This is a genomic window from Micromonospora sp. NPDC093243 (genome assembly GCF_044753725.1).
In the GTDB taxonomy this organism is placed as follows: domain Bacteria; phylum Actinomycetota; class Actinomycetes; order Mycobacteriales; family Micromonosporaceae; genus Micromonospora.
On the sequence record NZ_JBIVNT010000008.1, the window covers coordinates 223,211 to 246,536 of the forward strand.

A 23,326-nucleotide genomic window follows, 5' to 3' on the forward strand; every position below is an offset into this window, starting at 1 on the left:
CTCATGCCTTGGGCCGCTTCAGGTAGGCGACCAACTGGTCCGGATTCGGGCCGGGCACCACGGCGACGAGCTCCCACCCGTCCTCTCCCCAGTTGTCCAAGATCTGCTTGGTCGCGTGGACCAGCAGCGGGACCGTGGCGTACTCCCACTTCTGCATCGGTGCAGGGCTCCCTCGAGTGCGCGGAATCTTCGAGGCACAGCCTACGGTCCGGCTGACGGCCGGGGCGCGGGACGCTGCTCCGGCGCGGCCGGCAGTTCGCCGCACGGCCCGCCGTGCTCGTAGCGCTGGGGACAGCGGGAGCGGTCAGCCAGCAGCAGGTCGCAGAAGACCCGGTGCCGGTTGTTCTGGTCGTCGGCGTTGGAGACCGTGGTCTCGCCGGCGTCCAACTCGGGCAGGAAGCCCAGGGAGACCGCGATCCGGCTGGCGAGCACGGTGGCCGCGGCCAGGTCGGGCACCCGGATCGGCAGATGGATCACATAACCGGGCTCCTCGTCCTCCCGGCCGGGCTCGGTGGGTCGGCTCACCGTCCGCACCACCTCCACCGGTTCGGAGATCCGGCGGTAGGACCGCTCGTTGATCGGCAGGCTCCCGACCGGCCCCTCACCCTCGGCCGAGCCAGACCCGGGCCGACGCGACCGGTCGTTGGCCGGGAACTGGGCTCGAGGGATGTTGTCCGTGTCGCGCATGCACTGCCTCCGGGCGTCGTACCTGGTCAAGTCCCCGCTGTTCCGGTCCGGAGCTCCGCCCGACCCGGTTTCCCCCGCGACGGCACGACCGTAGGCCGGGGGCGAAGTCCCGCCAATAGGACGCGCGCGCCCGACCGGCGGCCAGTCGCATATGTGACAGATGCCGGGTACGCTCCGCCGACTGGTCGCGCTCCCACCCCCGCTCGGCGCCACGGGCGACACCGACGGGGTCATCGACCGCTACCCTCTCGGTCGGACGGCACGCGACGGCGTCGCCGCGAGCTCGACTTCACGCTCGTCGCCGGCTGGCGGCGAGCGCCGCACCCCCGGGGGAAGAGATGACCCAGCCACCCAGCGGCGACCCGACCGGATCGCCGGCCGTCCCGCCGGCCCACCCCGGCGCCGCCGGACAGTCCGACGCCCCGGGCATTCCCGCCCAGCCGGCCGGCCCGAGCACCCCGACGCAGCCCATCTCCGGCGTCCCCGCGCAGCCGGCCCCCGGGCAGCCGGGCGCGCCGACCCTCGCCGGGCAGCCCGGGTCGCCGGCCTTCCCCGGCCAGCCCGGGTCGCCGGCCTTCCCCGGCCAGCCCGGCGACCCGACCGCGGGCGGTACGGCACCGTCCGGGCATCCGCCGGTGACCGACCCGGCGGCGATCCCGGCACCCCCCGCCGGCTACCCGCCGTACGGGGCGCCCGCCCCGCCGAAGAAGAAGCGTGGGCTGCTCATCGCCGCGATCGCGCTGGTGGTGGTCCTGGTGCTCTGCGTGGGCGGGGGCGTGACCGCGTTCCTGACCCTGCGCAACGTCGAGACCGGCGAGGGCGCGAAGGAGCCGGCGGTCGCGGTGGAGCGGTTCCTCACCGCCGTCTACCGGGAGCGGGACGCCGCGAAGGCGACCGCCCTGGTCTGCTCGTCGTCCCGGGACGACGACAAGATCGCCACGAAGGTGGCCGAGGTGGAGAAGTACGTCTCCGAGTACAAGAGCCCCCGTTTCCGCTGGACCACCCCGAAGGTGGACAACCAGACCGGCGACCGGGCCACCGTCTCCACCAAGGTCACCATGACCACCGCCGACGAGAAGGTGGCCGACCAGGAGCTGCGCTTCACTGTGGTGCAGAAGACGGGTTGGTGGGTCTGCGAGGTCGCCTGACCGCCACGGCTGGATAGGCTCGACGGGTGCGAGCAGCTGAGCGGCCGACCGACCCGGCCTCTACCGGATGGCCGGCCCGACTGCACGTGGTCACCGGCAAGGGCGGCACCGGCAAGACCAGCATCGCGGCTGCGCTGGCCCTGGCGCTGGCCCACGGCGGGCGGCGAACCCTGCTGCTCGAGGTCGAGGGACGGCAGGGCATCGCCCAGCTCTTCGGCATCGACCCGCTGCCGTACGCCGAGCGACACCTCACCGACGCGCCCGGCGGCGGTGAGGTGCGGGCGCTCGCGGTGGACGCCGAGGAGGCGCTGCTCGAGTACCTGGACATGTTCTACAAGCTCGGCGCGGCCGGCCGGGCGCTGCGCAAGTTCGGTGCCATCGACTTCGCCACCACCATCGCCCCGGGGCTGCGCGACGTGCTGCTGACCGGCAAGGCGAAGGAGGCGACCACCCGCACCGACGGCCAGCGGCGGGTGTACGACGCGGTGGTGCTGGATGCCCCGCCGACCGGACGGATCGGCCGATTCCTGAACGTGACGGCCGAAACCGCCCGACTGGCCAAGGTCGGCCCGATCAAGACGCAGAGCGAGGGCGTCGCGGCGCTGCTGCGCTCGCCGATGACCGCCGTGCACGTGGTGACCCTGCTCGAGGAGATGCCGGTCCAGGAGACGGTCGACGCGATCGCGGAGCTGACCTCGCTCGGCTTTCCGGTGGGCCGGGTGATCGTCAACGGAACCCGGCCACCGCTGCCCGCCGGCCGGGTGGTCACCGCCGCCGAGCTGCGGCGCGGCCTGCTCGCCGCCGGGCTGCCGACCGACCGGGAGATCGTCGCCGGGCTGGCCGACGAGGCGCGTGACCAGGTGATCCGCCGGGAACTGGAGGACTCCCTCCGGACCGATCTGATCGAGCTGGGTTTGCCGCTGATCGAGCTGCCGCTGCTGCCCGACGGGGTCGACCGGTCCGGGCTGGCCACCCTGGCCGCAGCGCTGCTGAGGGCGGATTGACTCACACCTGCGGTCGGCACGGGCGCACGGACCCGGTCGGCCCGATACGCTCGATTGGTGCCTTCCGAAGACGCGGCGCCGCAGCTCGACGTCGACCAGATCCTCGCTGATCCGGGCGTCCGGATCGTGGTGTGCTGCGGTGCGGGTGGGGTGGGGAAGACGACCACGGCCGCCGCGCTGGCGCTGCGGGCCGCCGAGCAGCACGGCCGCCGGACGGTGGTGCTCACCATTGACCCGGCCCGCCGGCTGGCCCAGTCTCTCGGCCTGACCGAGCTGGACAACACCCCCCGCCAGGTGAAGGGCATCGACGTCGAGAGCAGCGGCGGTGAGCTGCACGCCATGATGCTCGACATGAAGCGGACCTTCGACGACGTGGTGCTCCAGCACACCGATCCGACGAAGGCGGCGGAGATCTTCGCCAACCCCTTCTACCAGGCGATGAGTTCCACCTTCTCCGGCACGCAGGAGTACATGGCGATGGAGAAGCTCGGGCAGTTGCACGCCCGGGGTGAGTGGGACCTCATCGTGGTCGACACTCCGCCGTCGCGCTCGGCGCTGGACTTCCTGGACGCGCCGGCCCGGCTCTCCCGGTTCCTCGACGGCCGGATGCTGCGCCTGCTGCTCGCACCGGCGCGCAGCGGTGGCCGCAGCATGTTCAGCCTGGTGACGGCCTCGTTCGGGATGTTCTCGAAGGTGGTGCAGAAGGTCCTCGGCGCTCAGCTGCTGACTGATCTGTCCGGCTTCGTGGCGGCGCTCGACTCGATGTTCGGCGGCTTCCGCCAGCGGGCCGAGCAGACGTACCGCATCCTGCAGGCCGGAGAGACGGCCTTCCTGCTGGTCGCGGCGCCCGAGTCGGACGCGGTCCGGGAGGCGGCCTACTTCGCCGGGCGGCTGCGCGACGAGCGGATGCCGCTGGCGGGTCTGGTGCTCAACCGGGTGCACCGGCCGGCGGTGCCGGAGCTGGACGCGGCGCGCAGCAGGGCCGCCGCGGAGCGGCTGGCCGAACTGGGTGGCCACGAGGGCACCGCCGACGTGCTGCGGGCACACGCCGCGCTGGCCCGGCAGGCGGTACGCGAACAGCAGGTGGCCGCCCGGTTCACCGAGGCGTTCCCGGCCGTGCCGACGGTCTCGGTGACGGCACAGCCCGCCGACGTGCACGACGTCGACGGGCTGCGGACGATCGGCGCGGCGATCAGCCGGTCGTGACCAGGATCTTGTCCTTACCGGTCTTGTCCTTGCTGTTCTTCTTCATCGCGGCCTCGAACATCTTGCGCCAGCTCGTCACCTGGGGGTGACGACGCAGCAGCGCGCGGCGTTCGCGTTCGGTCATGCCACCCCACACACCGAACTCGATCCGGTTGTCGAGCGCGTCAGCCAGGCACTCGTACCGAACTGGGCAGCTCCGGCAGATCCGCTTCGCCACGTTCTGTTCGGCGCCCTGTACGAACAACGCGTCCGGGTCCCCGTTCTGACACGCCGCCAGCGACGGCCAGTCGGCAATCATGCCCATGTGTACACGTCCCCCCTTGCAGTACCTACCGACCTCGTTACGCGTCAGCCGGCAATTCCCCCCGATCGCCCTGCCGGCCTTCCCCAAGGCGGCACGGACGACATGTGGCGCTGTCGCCGCCACCATCATGCTCTGTAGTCGACTGATTACGCAACGTTGTCGGCCAAATCCATCATTCCGGACACTCCCGGCTTCCCGGGCCATCGCTCGCCGGTTACCCCGAGGCAGTACGTGAAAACGCTGCGGAGCCCACTCCCGACGGAGGAGACTCGGCGCCAGTCACACGCAACCACGCACCAGGGGTCGTGCGTTTAACACAACGAGGGCAGCGCGCGCAGGAAATGGGGAAAGAACACCCCAGCGCCCCTCGTTCCCTGTACGCGTACCCTGTCGAGGTGACCTGGATGCGGAAACGTGACCACAACGTACTGACCAACGCCGCATCGCTACTCATCTGTGGCCTGTTGGCCGGCGTGGTGGTCGCGGCGGCGGCCTTCCCCGCGGTGGCGATGTCCGGACTTGCCGCCAAGGCCGGCGCCGAGACCTTCGGTGCACTGCCCACTGAGCTGACGGTGGCCCGCGCGCCACAGATCAGCTACCTGCTCGCCTCGGACGGCAAGACGCCGCTCGCGACGATGTACGACGAGAACCGGCGCGACGTGAAACTCGCCGACGTCTCGCCGCACATGCAGAAGGCCATCATCGCGGCCGAGGACCACGACTTCTACAAGCACAACGGCGTCGACATCAACGGTGTCGCCCGCGCGTTCGTGAACAACCAGAACGAGGGCGCGAACGGCCGGCAGGGCGCCTCGACGCTCACCATGCAGTACGTCCGGCTCGCCATCGCCTACTCGGCCACCCACCCGGCCGACGTCGTCGCGGCGACCGAGGACACCAGCGCCCGCAAGCTGCGCGAGATGCGCTACGCGCTCCAGATCGACAAGGAGCTCTCCAAGGACGAGATCCTGGAGCGCTACCTGAACATCGCCTCCTTCGGCAACGGCGCCTACGGCATCTACGCCGCCAGCCAGGTCTACTTCGGCAAGCCGCCGAGCAAGCTCAAGATCGAGGAAGCCGCGCTGCTGGCCGGCATGGTGAAGGCGCCGACGACGAACGACCCGACCACCAAGAGCGGCTACCCGCTCGCCCTGGACCGGCGCAACTACGTCATCCAGAACATGGTCGACATCAAGGCCATCACCCAGCAGGAGGCCGACGCGGCCAAGGCCACCAAGCTGGTGGTCAAGGACAAGCGCACCCCCAACGGCTGCGTCGCCACGAACGTCAACAGCTGGGGCTTCTTCTGCGACTACTTCTACCGCTGGTGGATGCAGCAGGAGACGTTCGGCTCGACCTCGTACGACCGCGAGCGCCGGCTGAAGAGCGGCGGCTACACCGTCGTCACCTCGATCGACGTGCAGGCCCAGAAGGGCGCGGACAAGGCGGTCCGCAAGGCCAAGAGCGTGAACAGCAAGGAAGCCGCGATGGTGGCGGTCGTGGAGCCGGGCACCGGCCGGGTCCGGGCCCTCGCGGTGAACCGGAACTTCAAGCTCGACGACCCGAAGCACCCGACCAACAAGCCGCACAGCGACCCGAAGCAGCGCAGCAAGGGCAAGCTCGGCAACTATCCGAACACGGTGAACCCGCTGCTCACCGGCGGTGACGGCATCACCGGCTACCAGGCCGGCTCGACCTTCAAGATGTTCACCATCGTGGCCGCGCTGGAGAAGGGCGTCCCGCTCAGCTACAGCATGAACGCGCCACAGCAGTTCAAGTCGGAATACATCATCGACAGCAGCAGCCCGGCCGCCTGCCCCGGCACCCACTTCTACTGCCCGACCAACTCCGGCAAGAAGGCCGGCGGCGTGCAGAACATGTGGAGCGCCTTCAGCGCGTCGATCAACACCTACTTCGTGCCGCTGCAGCAGCAGGTCGGCGCGGAGAACGTGGTCGACGTCGCCAAGCGACTCGGCATCCAGTTCCGGCAGAGCGAGGACGCCAAGTTCGCCGGCACCAAGGACTTCGCGCACCAGTGGGGCGCGTTCACCCTCGGCGTCTCGCAGACCACCCCGCTGGAACTCGCGAACGCGTACGCCACGCTGGCCGCGGACGGCAAGTACTGCGAGCCGATCCCGGTGCAGAAGATCACCGGTCCGGACGGCAAGAACCTGGACATCGCCAACCCGCGCTGCGAGAAGCGGATCAGCACCGAGGTCGCCCGGGCCGCCGTGGACGCCGCCCGCTGCCCGGTCGGCGACAACTCCGCGACCACCAAGTGCGGTGGCAGCCGGACGGCGGCGAACGTGCGCGGCATCGTCGGCAAGCCGGTGGCCGGCAAGTCCGGCACCACCGACTCGGAGAAGACCGCCGCCCTGGTCGCGATGACCAAGCAGTACGCGGTGGCCGGCATCATGGCCGACCCGGACTGGCCGCAGACCAACGTCAAGATGGGGCACAACGTCAAGAACGGCATCAACCCGCCGGTCTACGAGACGTTGCGGGACGCCATGAAGGGCAAGAAGGGCATCAACTTCGAGCCACCCGGCAAGAAGATCTCCGAGGGTGATCAGCGCTCCATTCCGAACGTGAAGTGCCAGTCGGTCGACACCGCCCGGTCCCGGATCAAGGGTGCCGGCTTCGAGGCAATCGTCTCCGACGCCAAGGTCGCCTCCAGCTGCCCGCCGGGCACCGCTGCGGGCACCAGCCCGGACGGCCGGACCATCAAGGGCGGCGTGGTCACCATCCAGATCAGCAGCGGTGGTGGCGGCGCCACGCCGCCGGGCAACCAGCCCGGCAACCCACCCGGCAATCAGCCCGGCAATCAGCCCGGCCGGCCGCCCGGCCGGAACTGAGGCTGAGCTACGGGCCCGGCGGCAACCCCGGACGGGCCCGGGTCGACAGCGTGAACCGCGACGGGCGGGCACCCAGCGAGGGTGCCCGCCCGTTTCGGGTTTCCGGTTCCGGAGCGCGGCGGGTTCGGGGCGCGGCGGGTTCGGGGCGCGACAGCCCGGTCGGCCGACGATCGGCGCAGCGGCAGCGACCGGTCAGACGGGCCCGGTGACCCGCGCCATGCTGATCAGAGGCCGAGCTGCCGGCGTACCTCGGCGGCCACCCGACCACCCTCGGCCCGGCCGGCGACCGCGGTCTGCGCCGCCTTCATCGCCGGGCCCATCTGCGCCTTGCCGGTGAAGCCGCCGGCGCTGAGCGCCCCGGTGACCAGCTCGGTCAGCTCGGCGTCGGAGAGCTGCTTCGGCAGGTAACGGTCCAACACCTGCTCCTCCGCCGACTCCTTCGCGGCCTGCTCGCCGCGACCGGCCTCGGCGAACGCGCTCGCCGCCTCCCGACGCTTCTTGGCCTCCTTGGTCAGCACCGCGAGCACCTCGTCGTCGGTGAGCTCGCGCTTGGCCTTTCCGGCCACCTCGGCGTTGCCCACGGCGGCCAGGGCCATCCGCAGCGTGGAGGTGGTCAGCTCGTCGCGCGCCTTCAAGGCGCTCCGCATGTCCGCGGTCAGGCGGTCCTTCAGCGTGCTCATGGACGGTCAAACTACCCTGAACGGCATGCGAAAGCGCACAGTATTCCGGCTCGCGGCCTCGGCCGCCGCGGTGGGCGCGGCCACCCTGGCGTACGCGTCGCTCATCGAACGCAACATGTTCACCCTGCGGCGGTACGACGTGCCGGTGCTACCGGCCGACGCGGAGCCGCTGCGCGTCCTGCACCTGTCGGACCTGCACATGATGCCCGACCAGGCGCGCAAGCAGCGCTGGGTGGCGTCGCTCGCCGCGCTCGACCCCGACCTGGTCGTGGTGACCGGCGACAACATGGCACACCCCGACGCCGTGCCCGGGGTGCTGCGCGCCCTCCAGCCGCTGCTGGACCGCCCGGGGGCCTTCGTGTTCGGCTCCAACGACTACACCGGCCCGGTCCTGAAGAACCCGTTCACCTACTTCCTCCCGGACCGGGAGTACACCGAGGGCGTCGAGCTGCCGTACGAGGAGCTGCGCGAGGTGTTCACCGGGGCGGGCTGGCACGACCTGAACAACGCCCGGGCCATGCTCAAGGCCGGCGGGCGGCTGATCGACCTGGTCGGCGTGGACGACCCGCACATCGAACGGGACGACTACCCCGCTGTCTCCGGCCAGGTCGCCGTGTCGGCCGACCTGTCGATCGCGCTCACCCACTCCCCCGAGCCGGCGGTGCTCGACCAGATGGCGGCCGACCGCTTCGGCCTGCTGCTGGCCGGGCACACCCACGGCGGGCAGGTCTGCGTGCCGGGGTACGGGGCGCTGGTCACCAACTGTGGGCTGCCCCGGTCGATGGCGCGCGGGCTGCACCGCTGGCCGGGCTCCGACTCCTGGCTGCACGTCTCCGCCGGCCTCGGCACCCACCCCACCGCCCCGGTCCGCTTCGCCTGCCCCCCGGAGGCGAGCATCCTCACCCTCATCCCCCGCTGACGCGCCCGGCGCGCACGCCGTGCGGGCCCCGCGGGCCGTGCGGGCCGTGCGCGCCGGGGCGCGCCCGTGCGAGCCCGGTCAAGATCCGCGCAACTTCCCTGAAGTAGTGGCCTCGTTCGACCTGGGAGGCCCCTACTTCCCGGAAGTTGTGCGGATCTTGAGCCAGGCTCGGAGGGGTGCGCCGGCGGCGGGGGTACCGAGTTTGACCACCGGGACGGGTGGGCTACTATTTGTCGGCACGCCTCGGGGTGTGGCGCAGCTTGGTAGCGCGCTTCGTTCGGGACGAAGAGGTCGTCGGTTCGAATCCGGCCACCCCGACCAGAGGCAAGGGCCAGGTGAGAAGGACTCTCACCTGGCCCTTTTCGTTGCCCTGGTGATCTTCCCCATCGGCGCTGGTCGTCGGCCGGTCGCCGCTCACGTCCTGGTCACCCGCGAAAGTCAGCGGCGTGTGCGGCCTATCGCCAGCCCCAGGAGCACGAGCAGGACGGCAACGACGGCCCAGGCGACCATCCCGGCCCAGAGCGGGTTGTCCATCAGGACGGCGAGCAGGATGCACACAGGAAGCAGTGACCCGGCAACCGCGAACATGATCCTCGGGACCTGGCTGCGCATTGGTCCTCCTCAGTTCGTACCCAGCCGACAGCCTGTCACGGCGCAGGGGATGCCGCCGCCCGCTGCGTGCCGATCGAGAGCGACCGACGCCCAGCGCGTCAGCGGAAAGTCAGCGAACGCCTGACGGGATCCACATCGACGAGCCCCGGGCGACCGCCGATCGCGCCAGCTCGGGTTCATCCGTCGGCGAGTTCCGCCAAGGCGGCGCGGATGCGCCGCCCGAGGTCCGCGACCTCCTCCGGCGTCGGCCGCAGCACGCCGTCCTCGGCCATCAACGCCCGGTACTGCTGCTGCTCGTACGGGACTCCGGATGGCAGCGGCGCGACGTGCCAGTGCACGTGGGCGTTGCCCTGCCTGCTGCCGAGCGACAGCAGGTAGGTGCGCTCCGGGCGGAGCACCCGGTTGACGGCGCGGGCGACCCGGTGCACCACCGCCTGGAGACTCAGGTAGTCCGCCGGGTCGAGATCCTGTACCACGTCCTCGATGTGCCGGCGCGGCGCGACGAGGGCGGAGCCGGGGAGCGTCGGGTAGCGGTTCAGGAACGCCACCCAGGAGCCGCCGTCGTAGAGCGGTTCGTGTTCGTAGCCCGCGTCGCCGGTTAGGAACGAACAGACGAAGCACCGGCCGGACCGGGCCCGCCGCTCGTAGGCCGTCAGGTCCATCGGCAGCCGCTCGCCCACCCATGGATGGTAGCCAGCGGCGTCGGGTCGCCGTCAGAGACGTTTCGGCTGGCCGGGGCGTCGTTAGCATCAGCGACGATGGAGCTGCTGGAGCGCGCGGAGACGCTCGGTGCGATGGACGATCTGCTGGCCGCCACCGCCAGCGGCGGCCAGATCGCGCTCGTGGCCGCCGAAGCGGGCGCCGGGAAGTCCACCCTGGTCACCGCGTTCGCGGCGGCGCTCGGTCCGCGCGCCCGGGTGCTCTGGGGCTCGTGCGATCCGCTGCTCACCCCACGGGCGCTCGGCCCACTGCACGACGTGGCCCGCCAGGTCGGCGGGGTGCTGGCGGAGCGGCTGACCGCGCTGCACGCCGACGGCCGGCCGGATCCGCTACGCCGGGGCGCGGTCTTCGACGCGCTCCTCGACGAGCTGGCCGGCCCGCGGCACCGACCCCGGCCGGTGCTGGTGATCGAGGACGCGCACTGGGCCGACGAGGCGACCCTGGATCTGACCGCCTTCCTGGGCCGGCGGCTGGCCCGCTGCCACGCCCTGCTCGTGCTGACCTTCCGCGACGACGAGGTCGGGCCGGGGCATCCGCTGCACGCCGTGCTCGCCGGGCTGCCCCGGCCGCTGGTCCGCCGGCTTCCGTTGCCGCCGCTCTCCACCGCCGCCGTCGCGGAACTCGCCCACCGCGCGGACCGGGCCCCCGCCGGCCTCTACCAGGCCACCGGGGGCAACCCGCTGCTGATCACCGAGGTGCTGGCCGCGGACGGGGAGGGCGTGCCGCCGACCGTACGGGATCTCGTGCTGGCCCGGCTCGCGACGGTCTCCCCGGCCGCCCGGGCGGTGGCCGGGCTGGTTTCGGTGGTGCCGTCCCGGGCCGAGTCGTACCTGCTCGACGACCAACCCCCGGCGGCCGTGCAGGAGTGCCTGGACCGAGGGCTGCTCGTACCGGCGGGCAACGGGGTGAGGTTCCGCCACGAGCTGCTCGGCCGGGCGGTGCGGGAGTCGCTGTCGCCGGTGCAGCGGGCCGCGCTGCACGTCACGGTCCTGACGAAGCTGGCGCCCCGGCCCGATGTGGACGCCGCCCGGCTGGTGCACCACGCCCACCACGCCGACGACGCCGAGGCCGTGCTCACCTGGGCGCCGATCGCGGCACGAAGGGCCGCCACGGCGGGCGCGCACCGGCAGGCCGCGGACCACTACGCGGTGGCGCTGCCCCGCTCACGCGCGCTGCCGGCACCGCGCAGGGCCGAGCTGCTGGAGGCGTACGCGACCGCGGGTTACCTGGCCGGGCTGGGCGTGGAGGCGCTCGACGCGTGGCGCTCCGCCCTGGCCCTGCGGGAGACCGAGGACGACCCGCTGCGGATCGGAGAGGACCTGCGGTGGGTTTCCCGGCTCTCCTGGTGGACCGGGGACAGCGGCGGGGCCCGGACGGCCGCGACACGGGCGATCGAGGTGCTTGAGTCCGCACCGCCCGGCGTGCAGCTCGCCATGGCGTACAGCAACATGTCCCAGCTGCTCATGCTCGCCGACGACGGTGAGGCGGCGATCCGCTGGGGCGGGCGGGCGCTCGCGCTGGCCCGGCGCCTGGGCGACGTCGAGACCGAGGCGCATGCGCTGGTGAACGTCGGATCGGCCCGGTTGCAGCGCGGCGACGTCGACGGCATCGCCGAGTTGGAGCGCGGGCACGCGCTCGCCGCCGCGCACGGCCTGGACGACCACGCCGCCCGGGCGCTGGTCAACCTCGCCACCATGTCGGTTGAGTGGCGCAGGCTGACGACGGGGGCGGACGCGCTGGACCGGGCGCTGCGCTTCAGCAGGGCTCGGGACCTCGACGGGTACGCCCGGCACCTGCTCGGTTACCGGGCCCGGCTGCGGCTGGACCGCGGTGACTGGGCCGGCGCCCAGACGGACGCGGAGCAGGCCCTCGCCGGGACCGATCAGCCCGGCGGCAGCCTGATTCCCGCGCTGGTCGCGCGCGGCCGGCTCGCATCGCGCCGCGGCGAATTGGCCGGGCCCGACCACCTGGCGACGGCGGCGCGGTGGGCGGAGCGGAGCCGCGAGCTGCAGTTCGTCGGGCCGGTCACGGCGGCGCTGGCCGAGCGGTACTGGCTGGCCGGGAAGCCGGAGCGGGCCGCCGGCGAGGCGCGCCGCGGCTACCGGCTCGCCGCCGAGGCGGGGCAACTGTGGTTCGCCGGCGAGCTGGCGTACTGGCTGTGGCGGGCCGGCGAGCCGGTCCGGGAGGGCATGGTGCTGGCGTCGCCGTACCGCAGGTTGGTCGAGGGCGACTGGGCCGGCGCGGCCGACGAGTGGGAGCGGCTGGGCTGCCCGTACCCCCGGGCGGAGGCGCTGGCCTGCGGCGACGAGGAGGCGGCCGGAGAGGCGCTGCGGATCCTGGACGGGCTCGGCGCGACCGGGACGGCCCAGCGGGTGCGGGCGGAGCTGCGCCGGCGGGGCATCGCCCGGGTACCGCGCGGGCCGCGACCCGCGACCGCCGCCCACCCGGCCGGCCTGACCGGTCGGCAGCGCGAGGTGCTGGCCCTGCTCGCCGAGGGGCTGAGCGACGCCGAGATCGCCGGCCGGCTGTCGTTGTCGGCCCGTACCGTCGGCCACCACGTCTCCGCGGTGCTGGAGAAACTGGCCGTCCCGAGCCGGGGCCAGGCGGTCGCCGCCGCCCGCCGGCAGGGCCTGCTGCCGCCAACATAGGTGGTTCTCCCCATCCCCCGGCACACCGCCGTGCCTAGCGTCGGCACGGCAACGAGCTTCGCGATCGGAGGGAAGGCACCGATGAGCACCACACTGGATCTGACCGCCGTGAAGGCACGCCAGCAGAAGACCTGGGCCAGCGGCGACTACGGCGCCGTCGCGGCCCGCATCCATCCGATGTCGGAGTGGCTGGTCGACGCGGCCGACCTGCCGGCCGGGGCCCGGGTGCTGGACGTGGCGACCGGGACCGGCAACGCCGCCATCGCTGCGGCCCGCTGCGGCTGCCTGGTGACCGGGGTCGACTACGTACCCGAACTGCTGGAGCGCGGGCACGCGCGGGCCGCGGCGGAGGGGTTGCCGGTGACCTTCGTGACTGGCGACGCGGAACGGTTGGCCTACCCCGACGGCGCCTTCGACGCGGTGCTCTCGGTGGTCGGTGTGATGTTCGCGCCCGACCAGGAGCGGGCGGCAGCGGAGCTGGTCCGGGTCTGCCGGCCCGGCGGCACGCTGGCGTTGGCGGCCTGGACACCGGACGGCTTCATCGGCGAGCTGTTCCGGACGGTCGGCCGGCACGTGCCACCGCCGGCCGGGCTGCGCGCCCCGGTCGAGTGGGGCAACGCCGACCGGGTGCGCGAGTTGCTCGGCGGGTCGGTGCACGACCTGCGGACGACCCGCCGGGAGTTCGTGTTCCGCTTCACCACGCCGGAGGAGTTCGCCGACTTCTTCCGGGCCAACTACGGCCCGACGCTGAAGGCGTTCGAGGCGCTGGATGACGACCGCCGACCGGCGCTGCACGCCGACCTGGTCGAGTTGGCTCGCCGGCACGGCGGCGGCACCGACGGCACGGTCCGGATTCCGTCCGCGTACCTCGAGCTGGTCGCCCGCCGCGCGCCCGCCAGCTGACCCCGGGGGGACCGAACGGCCGGGGCCGGCAGGACCCACCGGGGTGCTGCCGGCCCTGACCGGCGGTAACGCGGCGGCTACGCCGCAGCCGCTGCCAGCCGACCGGGAGCGCGCCGCTCCACCGCCAGCTGGGCCGCCAGCGCCGCCACCAACAGCGCCAGGGCGGCCAGGGCGGGCAGCAGCCGGACCAGCGGCAGGAGTACCAGGGTCAGCCCGATGCCGATCAACGGAGCCGGCGTGACCCGGCCTGTGGTGAGCCGCAGGAAGAGCGCCCGACCGGCGAGATACAGGGCGGCACCGCCGTAGAGGGCGACGACGGCCGGCATGCTGAGCGCCCCGCGCATCTCCCCGGGCGCCTCATGGATCAGCGTGGCCAGCACCTCCTCGATGCCGAGCGCGACGTACATGATCCCGGCGACGAGCGGAAAGTGGGCGAGGCTGTACGCGTCGCTGGCGAGGGTCCCCCGGCGCGACCAGGGCACCTCGGCCAGTGCGCCCTCGGCCGTCGGCGCGACCGCATCGAAGTAGAGCCGCCACAGGTAGACCGCCGCGGCGAAGCCGAGCAGCGCCGCCACCAGCACCGCCCACCTCATGAGTTCGGTGCCCGCTCCGGCGCCGATCGAGATGAGCGACTCGCCGATGGCGATGATGAGCACCAGCCGGTGCCGTTCCGTGAAGTGACTGACGCTGCGCAGTTGCCAGGGGCTGTACCGGGAGAGGAACCGCCCGCCGCCGACGTCGATGACGAAGGCCAGCGCCCAGAGCAGGGTCTGGGCCGTGCCGCCGACGAGCGCGCCGACGACGAGCGGAACCCAGGCCAGCACCGCCGGGACGCCGCTGAGCCGCAGCGTACGGCTCAATTGCGGGCTCCCCGACACCCGCAGATAGATCAGCAGGTGCAGCCCCCGGACCATGATGTACGACAACGCCAGGACCAGGGGCGCGGGCACTCCGGCGCTGAGTTCCTCGTGCCGCCAGGAGTCGGGGATGACGACAGCGGCCAGGAACATCGCCGCCATCGCGATGAGGGTGCCGGTGCGCACCACGCCGATGTCCGCCCGGACCTCGTTGCCCAACCAGGCGTACGCCGACCACGAGAACCAGAGCAGCAGGAAGAGCAGCAGCCCTCGGGTCATGCTGACGGCGGTGGGCTGGTCCGCCATGAACTCGATGATCCGGGTGAGCGCGAAGACGAAGACGAGATCGAAGAAGATCTCGAAGCTCGTCGTCCGGTGTGTCTCCTCGGTCCGCTCGTAGCGGGACCAGAAGGCGGGCATGCTGCCATCTTCTGCCCGAATCCGGCACAGCGCGCCCGGTTCCCCGATCAGCCGCGCCCGCGGTGTCCTGCGCGGCGGCGGTGCGCGGCGAGGCGTCCCGGCCCACGTTGGGGCTGGGCGCTGCGGCTCTCAGTCCTGCCGCTCGGCGCGCTCGATCTCCAGGAAGGCGGCCGACAGGTAGCCGGCGAGCGGTCGGCCGGTGCTGGCCAGCAGGTCGGCGACGAGCAGCGGGACGTGCCGGGCGAGCGCCGACGGATCCGGCGGGGACTCGTCGCCGTCCGGGTCGTACACCCCGAGCGCGCCGGCGAGCAGCACCAGCAGCACGTGCGGGTCGACGTCGGGTCGCCACTGCGCGGCGCCCCGGACGCAGCGCTCCAGCACCTGGCGGACGTCGTCACCGTCCAGGCCGTCCGGGTGGCTCTCCTCCAGCAGCAGCCGGACCACCGCGCCCAGGACCAGGCCGGACCGTTCGGCCGCGCCGAGCCGGGCCACCGCGACGTCGTACGCCTCGCCGTCGCGTTGCTGGGCGGCGGTCACCGCGTCGACGGCGGCCACCGCGATCTCACGGGCGGGGGCGGGCAACTGGCGCCAGGTCGTGGTCACCGGGTCAGCATCGCAGAACGCTCCGACGTCGACCGGACCCGTGGGCTTCGTCACGTCGGCGACGCCCGTACACCGGAAAGGCGCGACGTTCGCGACCGCCGGTGGCGATAAACGGGTTTCTGCTCGTCACACCCGCCGACCAGAATCGCGGCATGTTACGTCGCGCCCTGCCCCGCCGCCCGGAAGCCCGCCGGATGCTCCTCGGCACCCTGCTGTCGGCGGTTGGTCGGGGCCTGACCCTGCCCTTCCTCTTCATCTACCTGACCGACGTACGGGGGCTCACCGACGCCCGCGCCGGCCTGGTGATCGGCTGGTACGGCGCGGTGACCCTCGCGCTGTCGCCGCTGGGCGGCACGCTGATCGACCGGTTCGGCGCCCGCCGGGTGGTGCTGCCCTGCCTGCTGATCGAGGCGGTGGGCACCGGTTCGCTCGCCCTGGTCGACTCGACCGCGTCGGCGTTCCTGGTGATGACGGTGATCGCCGTCGGCAGCTCGGCCATCTGGTCCGGGCAGAACACCATCCTCGCCTCGCTGACCGACGACGGCGAGCGGCAGCGGGTCTTCGGGCTGAACTTCGCCCTGCTCAACCTCGGCATCGGCATCGGCGGCCTGACCTCGGGCGCGATCATCGACACCAGCCGGCCGGTCACCTTCCAGACGATCTACCTGCTGGACGCGGTGAGCTACCTGATGCCGGCGCTCATCCTGCTCACCCTCCCCGGGGTGGGCCACCGGCTCGCGGCCGGGCCGGTCGGCGAGCGGCTGTCGGCCGGCGGCTACCTCACGGTGCTGCGCGACCGTCCGTTCCGGCGCCTGGTGATCTTCGGCCTGGTCCTCACCACCTGCGGCTACGCGCAGATCGAGGTGGGCTTCGCCGCGTACGCCGTCCGGGTCGTCGAGGTCAGTCCACGGGTGGTGGCCTGGGCACTGGCCGCCAACACCGTGATGATCGTGCTCGCCCAACTGCTGGTGATCCGGCGGATGGAGGGGCGCAGCCGCACCGCCGCGCTCGCCGTGGTGGGCGCCGTGTTCGCCATCGCCTGGCTGGTCCTCGGGGCCGCCGGCGTGGTGGGCACGAGCAACGCGCTGCTGGCCGCGCTCGGCGTGGTGGCCTGCTCGGCGATCTTCGGCTTCGGCGAGACCCTGCTCTCGCCGGTGATGCCGGCGCTGACCAACGCGCTCGCCACCGACGAGCTGCGCGGCCGCTACAACGCGATGAGCTCGATGATCTTCGGCATCAGCGGAGTGATCGGCCCGGTGACCGCCGGCCCGCTGATCGGCGCGGCCGACGGAAAGATCTGGGTCATCGCCGTCGTCAGCGGCTGCCTGATCGCATCGCTGGTCGCGCTCTCCCTGCGCCGGCTGCTCAACCCGACCCAGGACGGCCGTCAGCTCCTCACCCCGTCATCCCCCGAACCCACCCCCACCCCCGCCTAACCCCCCACCCCCCACCCCCCGGGGGGGGCGGGCCGGCCCGGTGATCAAGAGGTTTGCGTCAGGAACGGGCCCGATCCTGACGCGAACCTCTTGATCAACACGGCGAGGGCTGGGCGGCAGGGAGGGGTCGGGCCCCGGAGCGGGTGCTCCGGGGCCCGATGGGTTCGGGGTCTGCCGTCAGGCGGCGGGGACCTCGGCGGTGGTGCGGATCCGGTCCAGCGCCGGGGCGGAGACCGGCGACTCGGCGGTCAGGTACGCCACGAAGGCGTCCAGGTCGATCTGGCCGGTGACCAGGTTGGTGCCGGCGGTGAGTGCGCTGAAGCCGTCACCGCCGCCGGCCAGGAAGTTGTTCACCGTCACCCGGTAGGTGGCGGCGGGGTCGACGGTCGCGCCGCCCAGCGTGAGACTGCCCCGGACGACCCGGCTACCGGCGCACGGGTCGGTCGTCGGCGCGGTGGTGCCGTTCAGGTCGACCACGTAGCCCACGGTCGAAGACGGGTAGAGGATCCGGCCGGTGACGAACTGCTGCTCCAGCACGCAGTAGAGCTGCGCGCCGGTCAGGTCGAGCGTCACCAGGTTGTTGGCGAACGGCTGGACCGTGAACGCCTCCTCGTAGGTGACCGGGCCGGCGTCCAGGTCGGCCCGGACGCCGCCGGGGTTCATGAACGCCGCGACCGCGTTCTGCTCGTCGTCGGTGGCCGCGAGCTGCGCGTCGGCGATCAGGTTGCCCAGTGGCGACTCGCCGCACGAGGCCGGCACCGCCGGCGAGCACGTGCCGAGCAGGTTCTCCTGCGTCCGGGTGATGGCCGCGGTCGTCTCGCCGACCTGCCGGTCGGCGACCGGGCCGAGGACGGTCTTGTAGCGCTCGATCAACGCGGTCTGCTTCGGGTCCTTGGCGACGTCCCGGGTGACCACGACGTTCTCGGCCTGCGCGGTGAGCACGTCGCCGGTACGCCGGTCGATCTTCAGGTCGATGTCGGTCACCAGCCGGCCGAACGAGCTGGCGCTGGTCACCAGCTTGCCGTTGATGTCGCAGTTGTACGCCTGGTGGGTGTGCCCGCTGACCACGACGTCGATCGACGGGTCCATCCGGTTGGCGATGTCCACGATGGGGCCGGTCATGCCGACGCAGTCGTTGATGCCGCCGCCGGCGGCCTGGGTGCCGCCCTCGTGCAGCAGGACGACGATCGTCTGCACACCCTTGCGCCGCAGCTCACGGGCGTACCGGTTGGCGGTCTCCGCCTCGTCGGCGAAGCTCAGGCCGGCCACACCCTGCTGGCTGACGATCTCCGGGGTGCCCTCCAGGGTCATCCCGATGAAGCCGACCTTGACGCCCTGCACCTTGTGGATGGCGTACGGGGGCAGCAGCGGCCGGCCGGTGGCGGTCTTGAACGCGTTGGCCGAGAGGTACTGGAAGCCGGCGCCCTTGAACGGGGTGCCGTCGGCGCAGCCGTCCACCGGGTGGCAGCCGCCGTTCTGGATCCGCAGCAGCTCGGCGGCGCCCTCGTCGAACTCGTGGTTGCCGACGCTGGCGTAGTCCAGCCCGGCCATCGACAGCGCCTCGATCGTCGGCTCGTCGTGGAACGCGGCCGACAGCAGCGGCGAAGCGCCGATCAGGTCACCGGCGGCCACCGTGATGCTGTTCTTCTTCTTGGCCGCCGCGCGCAGCTCGGCCAGCTGGGTGGCCAGGTACTCCATGCCGCCCGCGGTCTGCCCGGCGATGGTGCCGCTGGAACCGGTCGGCGGTTCGAGGTTGCCGTGGAAGTCGTTGAGGGCGAGCAGGGTGACGTCGACGGGCTTCGGTCCCGCCTCCGCCTGGTCGGGGGTGGTGGTGACCGCGCCGAACGCGGCCACCGCGAGTGCGGTCAGGCCGACGGCGGCCCGACGCATCCCGGGGATGGTCATGGAACTCCTCATGGGAATCGGTGCGTACGGTGCCCGGACGATGGGTGGGCCGGGCACCGACCGACACCGTCGGAAGGATCGGTCTCGGTGGCAGCGGTTGGGGGTCACTGCCCCGTCCGGGACAGCCTCTCATCCCCGGCCCGGCCGGTCGACCGGGGAGCCCATCAGACCTGCGAATACGTCCGGCGACCCGGCCGGGTCAACCGGATGAGTCCGACCTGACCGTCGGGTCACCGCAGGTCGTCCCGCCCGGGACCGGAGACCGTCCACCAGGGATACCGGTGGCGCCGGCCGATAGCTCCGCGGCCACCAGGGCCTCGACGTCTGCCCGCTGCCATCCGCCGGCGACGCCCGGCCGGTCGGCGAGGTAGCTCGCGATCCGGGCCGCCGGCCAGCCGTACGCCTCGTGCAGGCCGCGGGCGATCATCCGGAGGTAGACCGGGGCCGGCGGCGTCCAGGGCATCGCCGACGCGGGCCCGGGCGCGGTGAAGGTGAGCAGCGGCAGGCCGTCCCGCTGGCCGGCGCAGACCAGCGTCTCGTAGCGGCCCGGCCCGATCGTGGCCCGCCCGGTCGCCAACGCCTCGGCGATCAGGTGGAGGTCCGCGCCGGGCGGCCGGTACATCTCCTGCGCCGCGACGTCGGCGAACTGGTCGGTGGTGAGCAGGTACGCGCGGGCCGCGGCCCGGCCCGGCAGGTGCGGGTCGTAGAAGGCCATCCCGCCGGTCCAGGCCCGGGACTCACCGGCGAAGTAGACGCCGCCGGGCAGCCACACCGGCGCGGTGCGTCGGGGTGGTCGCGGATCCCGGCAGCCGGGGTACGTCCGGCGGCCGCCGGGCGGGCAGCCGCCGGTCAGGTACCAGTTGAGCCGGGCGGCGTGCATGTTCGACCCGTACGCGACGTACCAGAGGTGCATCCGGTCAGAACCCGCAGGTCTGCCCGGCGGCGTGGCTGACCTGCACGGTGTGCGTGACACATTCGTCGCGGCCGACGAGGTGCAGCAGGAAGGCGGTCGGCTCGGCGACCCAGCCGATCTCGTCGTCGGCGCGCATGGTCAGCGAGCTCTGCCGGACGGTGCTCGGGGCGACGGTGAGCACGGTACCGGCGAACGGCGCGGTGACCGGCCGGTGCAGGTGGCCGGCCGCCACCCGGACCACGTGCCGGTGCCGGCGGATCACCTCGGCGAACGCGTCCGCGTCGGCCAGCCGGATGGCGTCGGCGGCCGGGATGCCCACCGGGACCGGCGGGTGGTGCAGGCAGACCACGGCCGGCACCTCCGAGCGGCCGGCCAGCACCCCGTCCAGCCAGCTCAGCTGCTCCTCGCCGAGTTGCCCACCGTCGGCGCCGGGCACCAGGGAGTCGAGCACCACGACGGTGGCTTCCGGGTGGTCGACGTGGTAGTAGGCCGAGAAGCCCCCGCCCAGCCAGGGCGTGCCGCCGAAGGCGTCGAGCAGCGACTCCCGGTCGTCGTGGTTGCCCGCCGCCAGGTGCACCGGCAGCGGGAACTGGCCGATCAGTGCCCGCAGCGCCTGGTACTCCTCGGGGCTGCCGTGCTCGACCAGGTCGCCGGTGATCACTACGCAGTCGGGGCGGGGCCGCAGCGCGAGCACCCGGCCGAGCGCGCGGTGCAGCCCGGCGGCGGGTTCGGCCGCGAGCGGGCCGGTGGTCAGGTGCGGGTCGCTGAGTTGGGCGATGAGCATCTGGGCGCCTCCTCGCGGCGGGATGTCCACGCTATCGTCGCGCCGCCCCTTCGGCGGCCGCTCTGTCCACCGGCTGTGTCCACAGCCTGTGGATAGCACATGTGTACGAAGCCGCTGCGCGTTCCTGAGCGGGACGGCACCGCGCCGAACGTGAGTACGCTTGATCGCACGGTTCGGCGCCGGCCGACCCCACCCCTACCTGGAACGACGTGCGAGTGGATCACCAGCGAGTCATCCGTGACGTCACGGTCCGCCTCCCCATGGCCTCGACCGCCGTGGAGGCCTGCCAGTGGACCGTCACCACGCTCGCCCGGTACGCCCCGGCCACCATCTCCGTGCTGCTCCAGGCCCACGACCGGCTGCGCTGCGTCGCCGCCACCGGCGCCTGGCAGGTCTTCGCGACCGTACCCCCGAAGACCGGCATCGTCGGGCGGGTCTACGCCTCCGGCGAGGCCGCGGTGGTGCCGGACGTCAACGCGGACCCCGACTACCTACCGGTCCGCCCGGACGTGACGGCCGAGATCTGCGTACCGGTGCTGGACCGGGCCGGGCGGCCGATCGGCGTGCTGGACCTGCAGTGGAGCACGCCGGTCGACCTGGCACCGTGGCGAGACACCGCGGCGCGGCTGGCCGTCCAGCTCGGCGCCCGGATCACGGCGCTCGGCGGGGCGCCGGCGGAGAGCCGCAGCGAGAAGCTGCTCCGGCACGCCGCCGCGCTCTCCACCGCCGGAAGCGAGTGGGACCTGATGAGCGCGGCCATCTGCGCCGCCCGGGACGTCTCCACCCTCTCCGCCGCCGTGCTGCTGCTCGGCGACCGGGACGAGGCCCGGCTCGGCGCGCCGCCACGCGTGCCGGGCGAGCTGGAGTCCCGGATCCGCGCCGAGCTGACCGAGGCGGGGCCGGCGGCGCTCGGCCGCATCGTCGGTCGGGCGCACCGCTACGGTGCCGGCTACACCCTCGGCGAGGCCGACCACCCGCCGACCGAGGACTACCTCCCGCTCGCCGCCGCCGGCGTACGCACCCTGGTCGCGGTCCCGGTCGGCCCGCCGGACGAGGGCGGCGTGCTCCTCGTCGCCGACGAGCGGCTGCTGCGCCCCGACCCGACCACGGTCAGCCTGATGGAGCTGCTCGCCGCGCAGGCCTGGAACGGCCTGGACCGGCTGCGCACCCTGGCCCGGTTGCGCGAGCAGGCCAGCTCGGATCCGCTCACCGGGTTGCGGCACACCGGGCCGTTCGGCCAGCGGATCGCGGCGGCCACGCCCGGCCGGACCGCCCTGCTGGCGATCGACGTGGACGGCTTCAAGACGGTCAACGACACGTACGGCCACCAGGCCGGCGACCGGCTGCTGGTCGACCTGGCCCGGGCGTTGGAGGGTGCCCTGCGCCAGGGCGACGAGCTGTACCGGATCGGCGGCGACGAGTTCGTGGCGGTGATCGAGGTGAACCGCCCGGAGGAGGCGGTCCGGATCGCCGAGCGGCTGACCGAGGCGGCCCGGCGCACCGGCCGGACCATCAGCGTCGGGGTGGCGCTCCCCCGCTTCGGCGAATCCGCCGAACTCACGCTCCGCCGCGCCGACCAGGCCCTCTACGCCGTCAAACGACACGGCCGCGACGGCGTCCGGCTGGCTCCCGCCTGACCCGCCCCGGTAGGGGTGGGAGATCAGCGCGGGGTCAACTCGGTGGCGAGGACCTCGGCGATCTGGGCGGTGTTCAGGGCGGCGCCCTTGCGAAGGTTGTCGCCGGTGATGAAGAGGTCCAGGGCCCGGGGGTCGTCGAGGGCGCGCCGGATCCGGCCGACCCAGGACGGGTCGGTACCGACCGCGTCGATCGGCATCGGGAACTCGCCGGCGGCCGGGTCGTCGACCAGGATCACGCCCGGTGCGTTCCGCAGCGCCTCGCGGGCCCCCTCGGCGTCGACCTCGGTGGCGAAGACGGCGTGCACGGCCACCGAATGCCCGGTCACCACCGGCACCCGGACGCAGGTGGCGGAGACCTTGAGGTCGGGCAGGCCGAGGATCTTCCGCGACTCGTTGCGGATCTTCATCTCCTCGGACGACCAGCCGCCGTCGGCGGGCGAGCCGGCCCAGGGCACCACGTTCAGCGCCAGCGGTGCCGGGAACGGCCCGAGGTCGTCGCCGACGGCCTGCCGTACGTCGCCCGTGCGCGAGCCGAGCGCCCGGTCGCCGGCGATCTTGCCGAGCTGGGCGTGCAGGGCGTCCACGCCGGCCTGGCCGGCTCCGGAGACCGCCTGGTAGGAGGCGAGCACCAGCTCGCGCAGGCCGTACTCGCGGTGCAGCGGAGCGACCGCGATGATCATCCCGAGGGTGGTGCAGTTGGCGTTGGCGATGATGCCCTTCGGCCGGTTGCGGACCTGCTCCGGGTTGATCTCGGGCACCACCAGCGGCACGTCCCGATCCATCCGGAACGCACCCGAGTTGTCCACCACCACCGCGCCGCGGCCGACCGCCAGCGGCGCCCACTGGGCGGAGACCTCGTCGGGCACGTCGAACATCGCCACGTCGACGCCGTCGAACGCCTCGGCGGTCAGCGCCTGGACGGTCAGCTCCTCGCCCCGGCAGCGCACCTTGCGCCCGACCGACCGCTCGGACGCGATCAGCCGGATCTCGCCCCAGACGTTGCGGCGCCCGGTGAGCAGCTCGCACATCACGGTGCCGACGGCACCGGTCGCCCCGACCACGGCAAGGGTGGGCAGCGCCCCCAT

21 protein-coding genes and 1 tRNA gene are annotated in these 23,326 nt (G+C 72.8%); 10 read left to right on the top strand and 12 right to left on the bottom strand.

The window, feature by feature from the left end:
• Nucleotide 1 precedes the first annotated feature (1 nt).
• Together ACIP9D_RS26450 and ACIP9D_RS26455 are read right to left on the bottom strand one after the other, a co-directional pair.
• The gene (locus tag ACIP9D_RS26450) at nucleotides 2-157 is read right to left on the bottom strand and encodes a hypothetical protein (protein WP_174242689.1); all 156 of its coding nucleotides are present in this window, start codon (nucleotides 155-157) and stop codon (nucleotides 2-4) included.
• Nucleotides 158-201: 44 nt separating this feature from the next.
• Entirely contained in the window at nucleotides 202-687 is a 486-nt protein-coding gene (locus ACIP9D_RS26455; protein ID WP_350873582.1) for a hypothetical protein, read from the bottom strand.
• Between the two features lie 470 nt (nucleotides 688-1,157).
• On the opposite strand from ACIP9D_RS26455, the gene ACIP9D_RS26460 reads away from it, so the two are divergent.
• The 3 genes from ACIP9D_RS26460 to ACIP9D_RS26470 are packed head-to-tail and all read left to right on the top strand — an operon-like array spanning nucleotide 1,158 to nucleotide 4,045.
• On the top strand, nucleotides 1,158-1,835 hold the full coding sequence (locus tag ACIP9D_RS26460) for a collagen-like protein (RefSeq protein ID WP_400451151.1): 678 nt from the start codon (nucleotides 1,158-1,160) through the stop codon (nucleotides 1,833-1,835).
• A 26-nt stretch (nucleotides 1,836-1,861) separates the two neighbouring features.
• Complete coding sequence (locus ACIP9D_RS26465) at nucleotides 1,862-2,839, top strand: ArsA-related P-loop ATPase (RefSeq protein WP_350873583.1); 978 nt, start codon at nucleotides 1,862-1,864, stop codon at nucleotides 2,837-2,839.
• Nucleotides 2,840-2,893: 54 nt separating this feature from the next.
• Complete coding sequence (locus ACIP9D_RS26470; RefSeq protein ID WP_350873584.1) at nucleotides 2,894-4,045, top strand: ArsA-related P-loop ATPase; 1,152 nt, start codon at nucleotides 2,894-2,896, stop codon at nucleotides 4,043-4,045.
• Here ACIP9D_RS26470 and ACIP9D_RS26475 read toward each other — a convergent pair.
• On the bottom strand, nucleotides 4,032-4,349 hold the full coding sequence (locus tag ACIP9D_RS26475) for a WhiB family transcriptional regulator (RefSeq protein ID WP_350873585.1): 318 nt from the start codon (nucleotides 4,347-4,349) through the stop codon (nucleotides 4,032-4,034). The two genes, ACIP9D_RS26470 and ACIP9D_RS26475, sit on opposite strands and share 14 nt — an antisense overlap.
• Before the next feature lie 404 nt (nucleotides 4,350-4,753).
• On the opposite strand from ACIP9D_RS26475, the gene ACIP9D_RS26480 reads away from it, so the two are divergent.
• Complete coding sequence (locus tag ACIP9D_RS26480) at nucleotides 4,754-7,204, top strand: transglycosylase domain-containing protein (RefSeq protein ID WP_350873586.1); 2,451 nt, start codon at nucleotides 4,754-4,756, stop codon at nucleotides 7,202-7,204.
• Between the two features lie 224 nt (nucleotides 7,205-7,428).
• On the opposite strand, the gene ACIP9D_RS26485 is transcribed toward ACIP9D_RS26480, so the two are convergent.
• Nucleotides 7,429-7,884, bottom strand: a complete 456-nt coding sequence (locus ACIP9D_RS26485) for a GatB/YqeY domain-containing protein (RefSeq protein ID WP_350873587.1) — start codon at nucleotides 7,882-7,884, stop codon at nucleotides 7,429-7,431.
• A 25-nt stretch (nucleotides 7,885-7,909) separates the two neighbouring features.
• Here ACIP9D_RS26485 and ACIP9D_RS26490 point away from each other — a divergent pair, with 25 nt between their 5' ends.
• Both ACIP9D_RS26490 and ACIP9D_RS26495 read left to right on the top strand, forming a co-directional pair.
• Nucleotides 7,910-8,803, top strand: a complete 894-nt coding sequence (locus ACIP9D_RS26490) for a metallophosphoesterase (protein ID WP_350873588.1) — start codon at nucleotides 7,910-7,912, stop codon at nucleotides 8,801-8,803.
• A 244-nt stretch (nucleotides 8,804-9,047) separates the two neighbouring features.
• Nucleotides 9,048-9,124, top strand: a tRNA-Pro gene (locus ACIP9D_RS26495).
• Nucleotides 9,125-9,241: 117 nt separating this feature from the next.
• Here the strand turns inward: ACIP9D_RS26495 and ACIP9D_RS26500 are convergent.
• Both ACIP9D_RS26500 and ACIP9D_RS26505 read right to left on the bottom strand, forming a co-directional pair.
• Nucleotides 9,242-9,415: a hypothetical protein gene (locus ACIP9D_RS26500; RefSeq protein ID WP_350873589.1), complete on the bottom strand. Its 174-nt coding sequence runs from the start codon at nucleotides 9,413-9,415 to the stop codon at nucleotides 9,242-9,244.
• Between the two features lie 176 nt (nucleotides 9,416-9,591).
• Complete coding sequence (locus ACIP9D_RS26505; protein WP_350873590.1) at nucleotides 9,592-10,095, bottom strand: HIT family protein; 504 nt, start codon at nucleotides 10,093-10,095, stop codon at nucleotides 9,592-9,594.
• 78 nt (nucleotides 10,096-10,173) lie between these two features.
• Between ACIP9D_RS26505 and ACIP9D_RS26510 the strand changes: the two genes are divergently transcribed.
• Together ACIP9D_RS26510 and ACIP9D_RS26515 are read left to right on the top strand one after the other, a co-directional pair.
• Nucleotides 10,174-12,783 (top strand): AAA family ATPase, encoded by a 2,610-nt coding sequence (locus ACIP9D_RS26510; RefSeq protein ID WP_350873591.1) that lies wholly within the window; start codon nucleotides 10,174-10,176, stop codon nucleotides 12,781-12,783.
• Between the two features lie 81 nt (nucleotides 12,784-12,864).
• Nucleotides 12,865-13,686 (top strand): class I SAM-dependent methyltransferase, encoded by an 822-nt coding sequence (locus ACIP9D_RS26515; protein WP_350873592.1) that lies wholly within the window; start codon nucleotides 12,865-12,867, stop codon nucleotides 13,684-13,686.
• Nucleotides 13,687-13,763: 77 nt separating this feature from the next.
• Here the strand turns inward: ACIP9D_RS26515 and ACIP9D_RS26520 are convergent, their stop codons facing one another.
• Nucleotides 13,764-14,963: a low temperature requirement protein A gene (locus ACIP9D_RS26520; protein WP_350873593.1), complete on the bottom strand. Its 1,200-nt coding sequence runs from the start codon at nucleotides 14,961-14,963 to the stop codon at nucleotides 13,764-13,766.
• 129 nt (nucleotides 14,964-15,092) lie between these two features.
• Complete coding sequence (locus ACIP9D_RS26525) at nucleotides 15,093-15,566, bottom strand: hypothetical protein (RefSeq protein WP_350873594.1); 474 nt, start codon at nucleotides 15,564-15,566, stop codon at nucleotides 15,093-15,095.
• Between the two features lie 152 nt (nucleotides 15,567-15,718).
• On the opposite strand from ACIP9D_RS26525, the gene ACIP9D_RS26530 reads away from it, so the two are divergent.
• Nucleotides 15,719-17,002: an MFS transporter gene (locus ACIP9D_RS26530; protein WP_350873595.1), complete on the top strand. Its 1,284-nt coding sequence runs from the start codon at nucleotides 15,719-15,721 to the stop codon at nucleotides 17,000-17,002.
• A 177-nt stretch (nucleotides 17,003-17,179) separates the two neighbouring features.
• Here the strand turns inward: ACIP9D_RS26530 and ACIP9D_RS26535 are convergent, their stop codons facing one another.
• The 3 genes from ACIP9D_RS26535 to ACIP9D_RS26545 form a co-directional block, all read right to left on the bottom strand.
• Nucleotides 17,180-18,907 carry a bifunctional metallophosphatase/5'-nucleotidase gene (locus ACIP9D_RS26535; protein ID WP_350873596.1) on the bottom strand — a complete coding sequence of 576 codons (1,728 nt, stop codon included), beginning with the start codon at nucleotides 18,905-18,907 and terminating at the stop codon, nucleotides 17,180-17,182.
• A 199-nt stretch (nucleotides 18,908-19,106) separates the two neighbouring features.
• The gene (locus ACIP9D_RS26540) at nucleotides 19,107-19,820 is read right to left on the bottom strand and encodes a histone deacetylase (protein ID WP_350873597.1); all 714 of its coding nucleotides are present in this window, start codon (nucleotides 19,818-19,820) and stop codon (nucleotides 19,107-19,109) included.
• A gap of 4 nt (nucleotides 19,821-19,824) precedes the next feature.
• Nucleotides 19,825-20,604, bottom strand: coding sequence for a phosphodiesterase (locus ACIP9D_RS26545; protein WP_350873598.1), 780 nt, complete (start codon nucleotides 20,602-20,604; stop codon nucleotides 19,825-19,827).
• Nucleotides 20,605-20,819: 215 nt separating this feature from the next.
• On the opposite strand from ACIP9D_RS26545, the gene ACIP9D_RS26550 reads away from it, so the two are divergent.
• Complete coding sequence (locus ACIP9D_RS26550) at nucleotides 20,820-22,241, top strand: diguanylate cyclase (RefSeq protein ID WP_350873599.1); 1,422 nt, start codon at nucleotides 20,820-20,822, stop codon at nucleotides 22,239-22,241.
• A 23-nt stretch (nucleotides 22,242-22,264) separates the two neighbouring features.
• On the opposite strand, the gene ACIP9D_RS26555 is transcribed toward ACIP9D_RS26550, so the two are convergent.
• Nucleotides 22,265-23,326, bottom strand: a complete 1,062-nt coding sequence (locus tag ACIP9D_RS26555; RefSeq protein ID WP_350873600.1) for an aspartate-semialdehyde dehydrogenase — start codon at nucleotides 23,324-23,326, stop codon at nucleotides 22,265-22,267.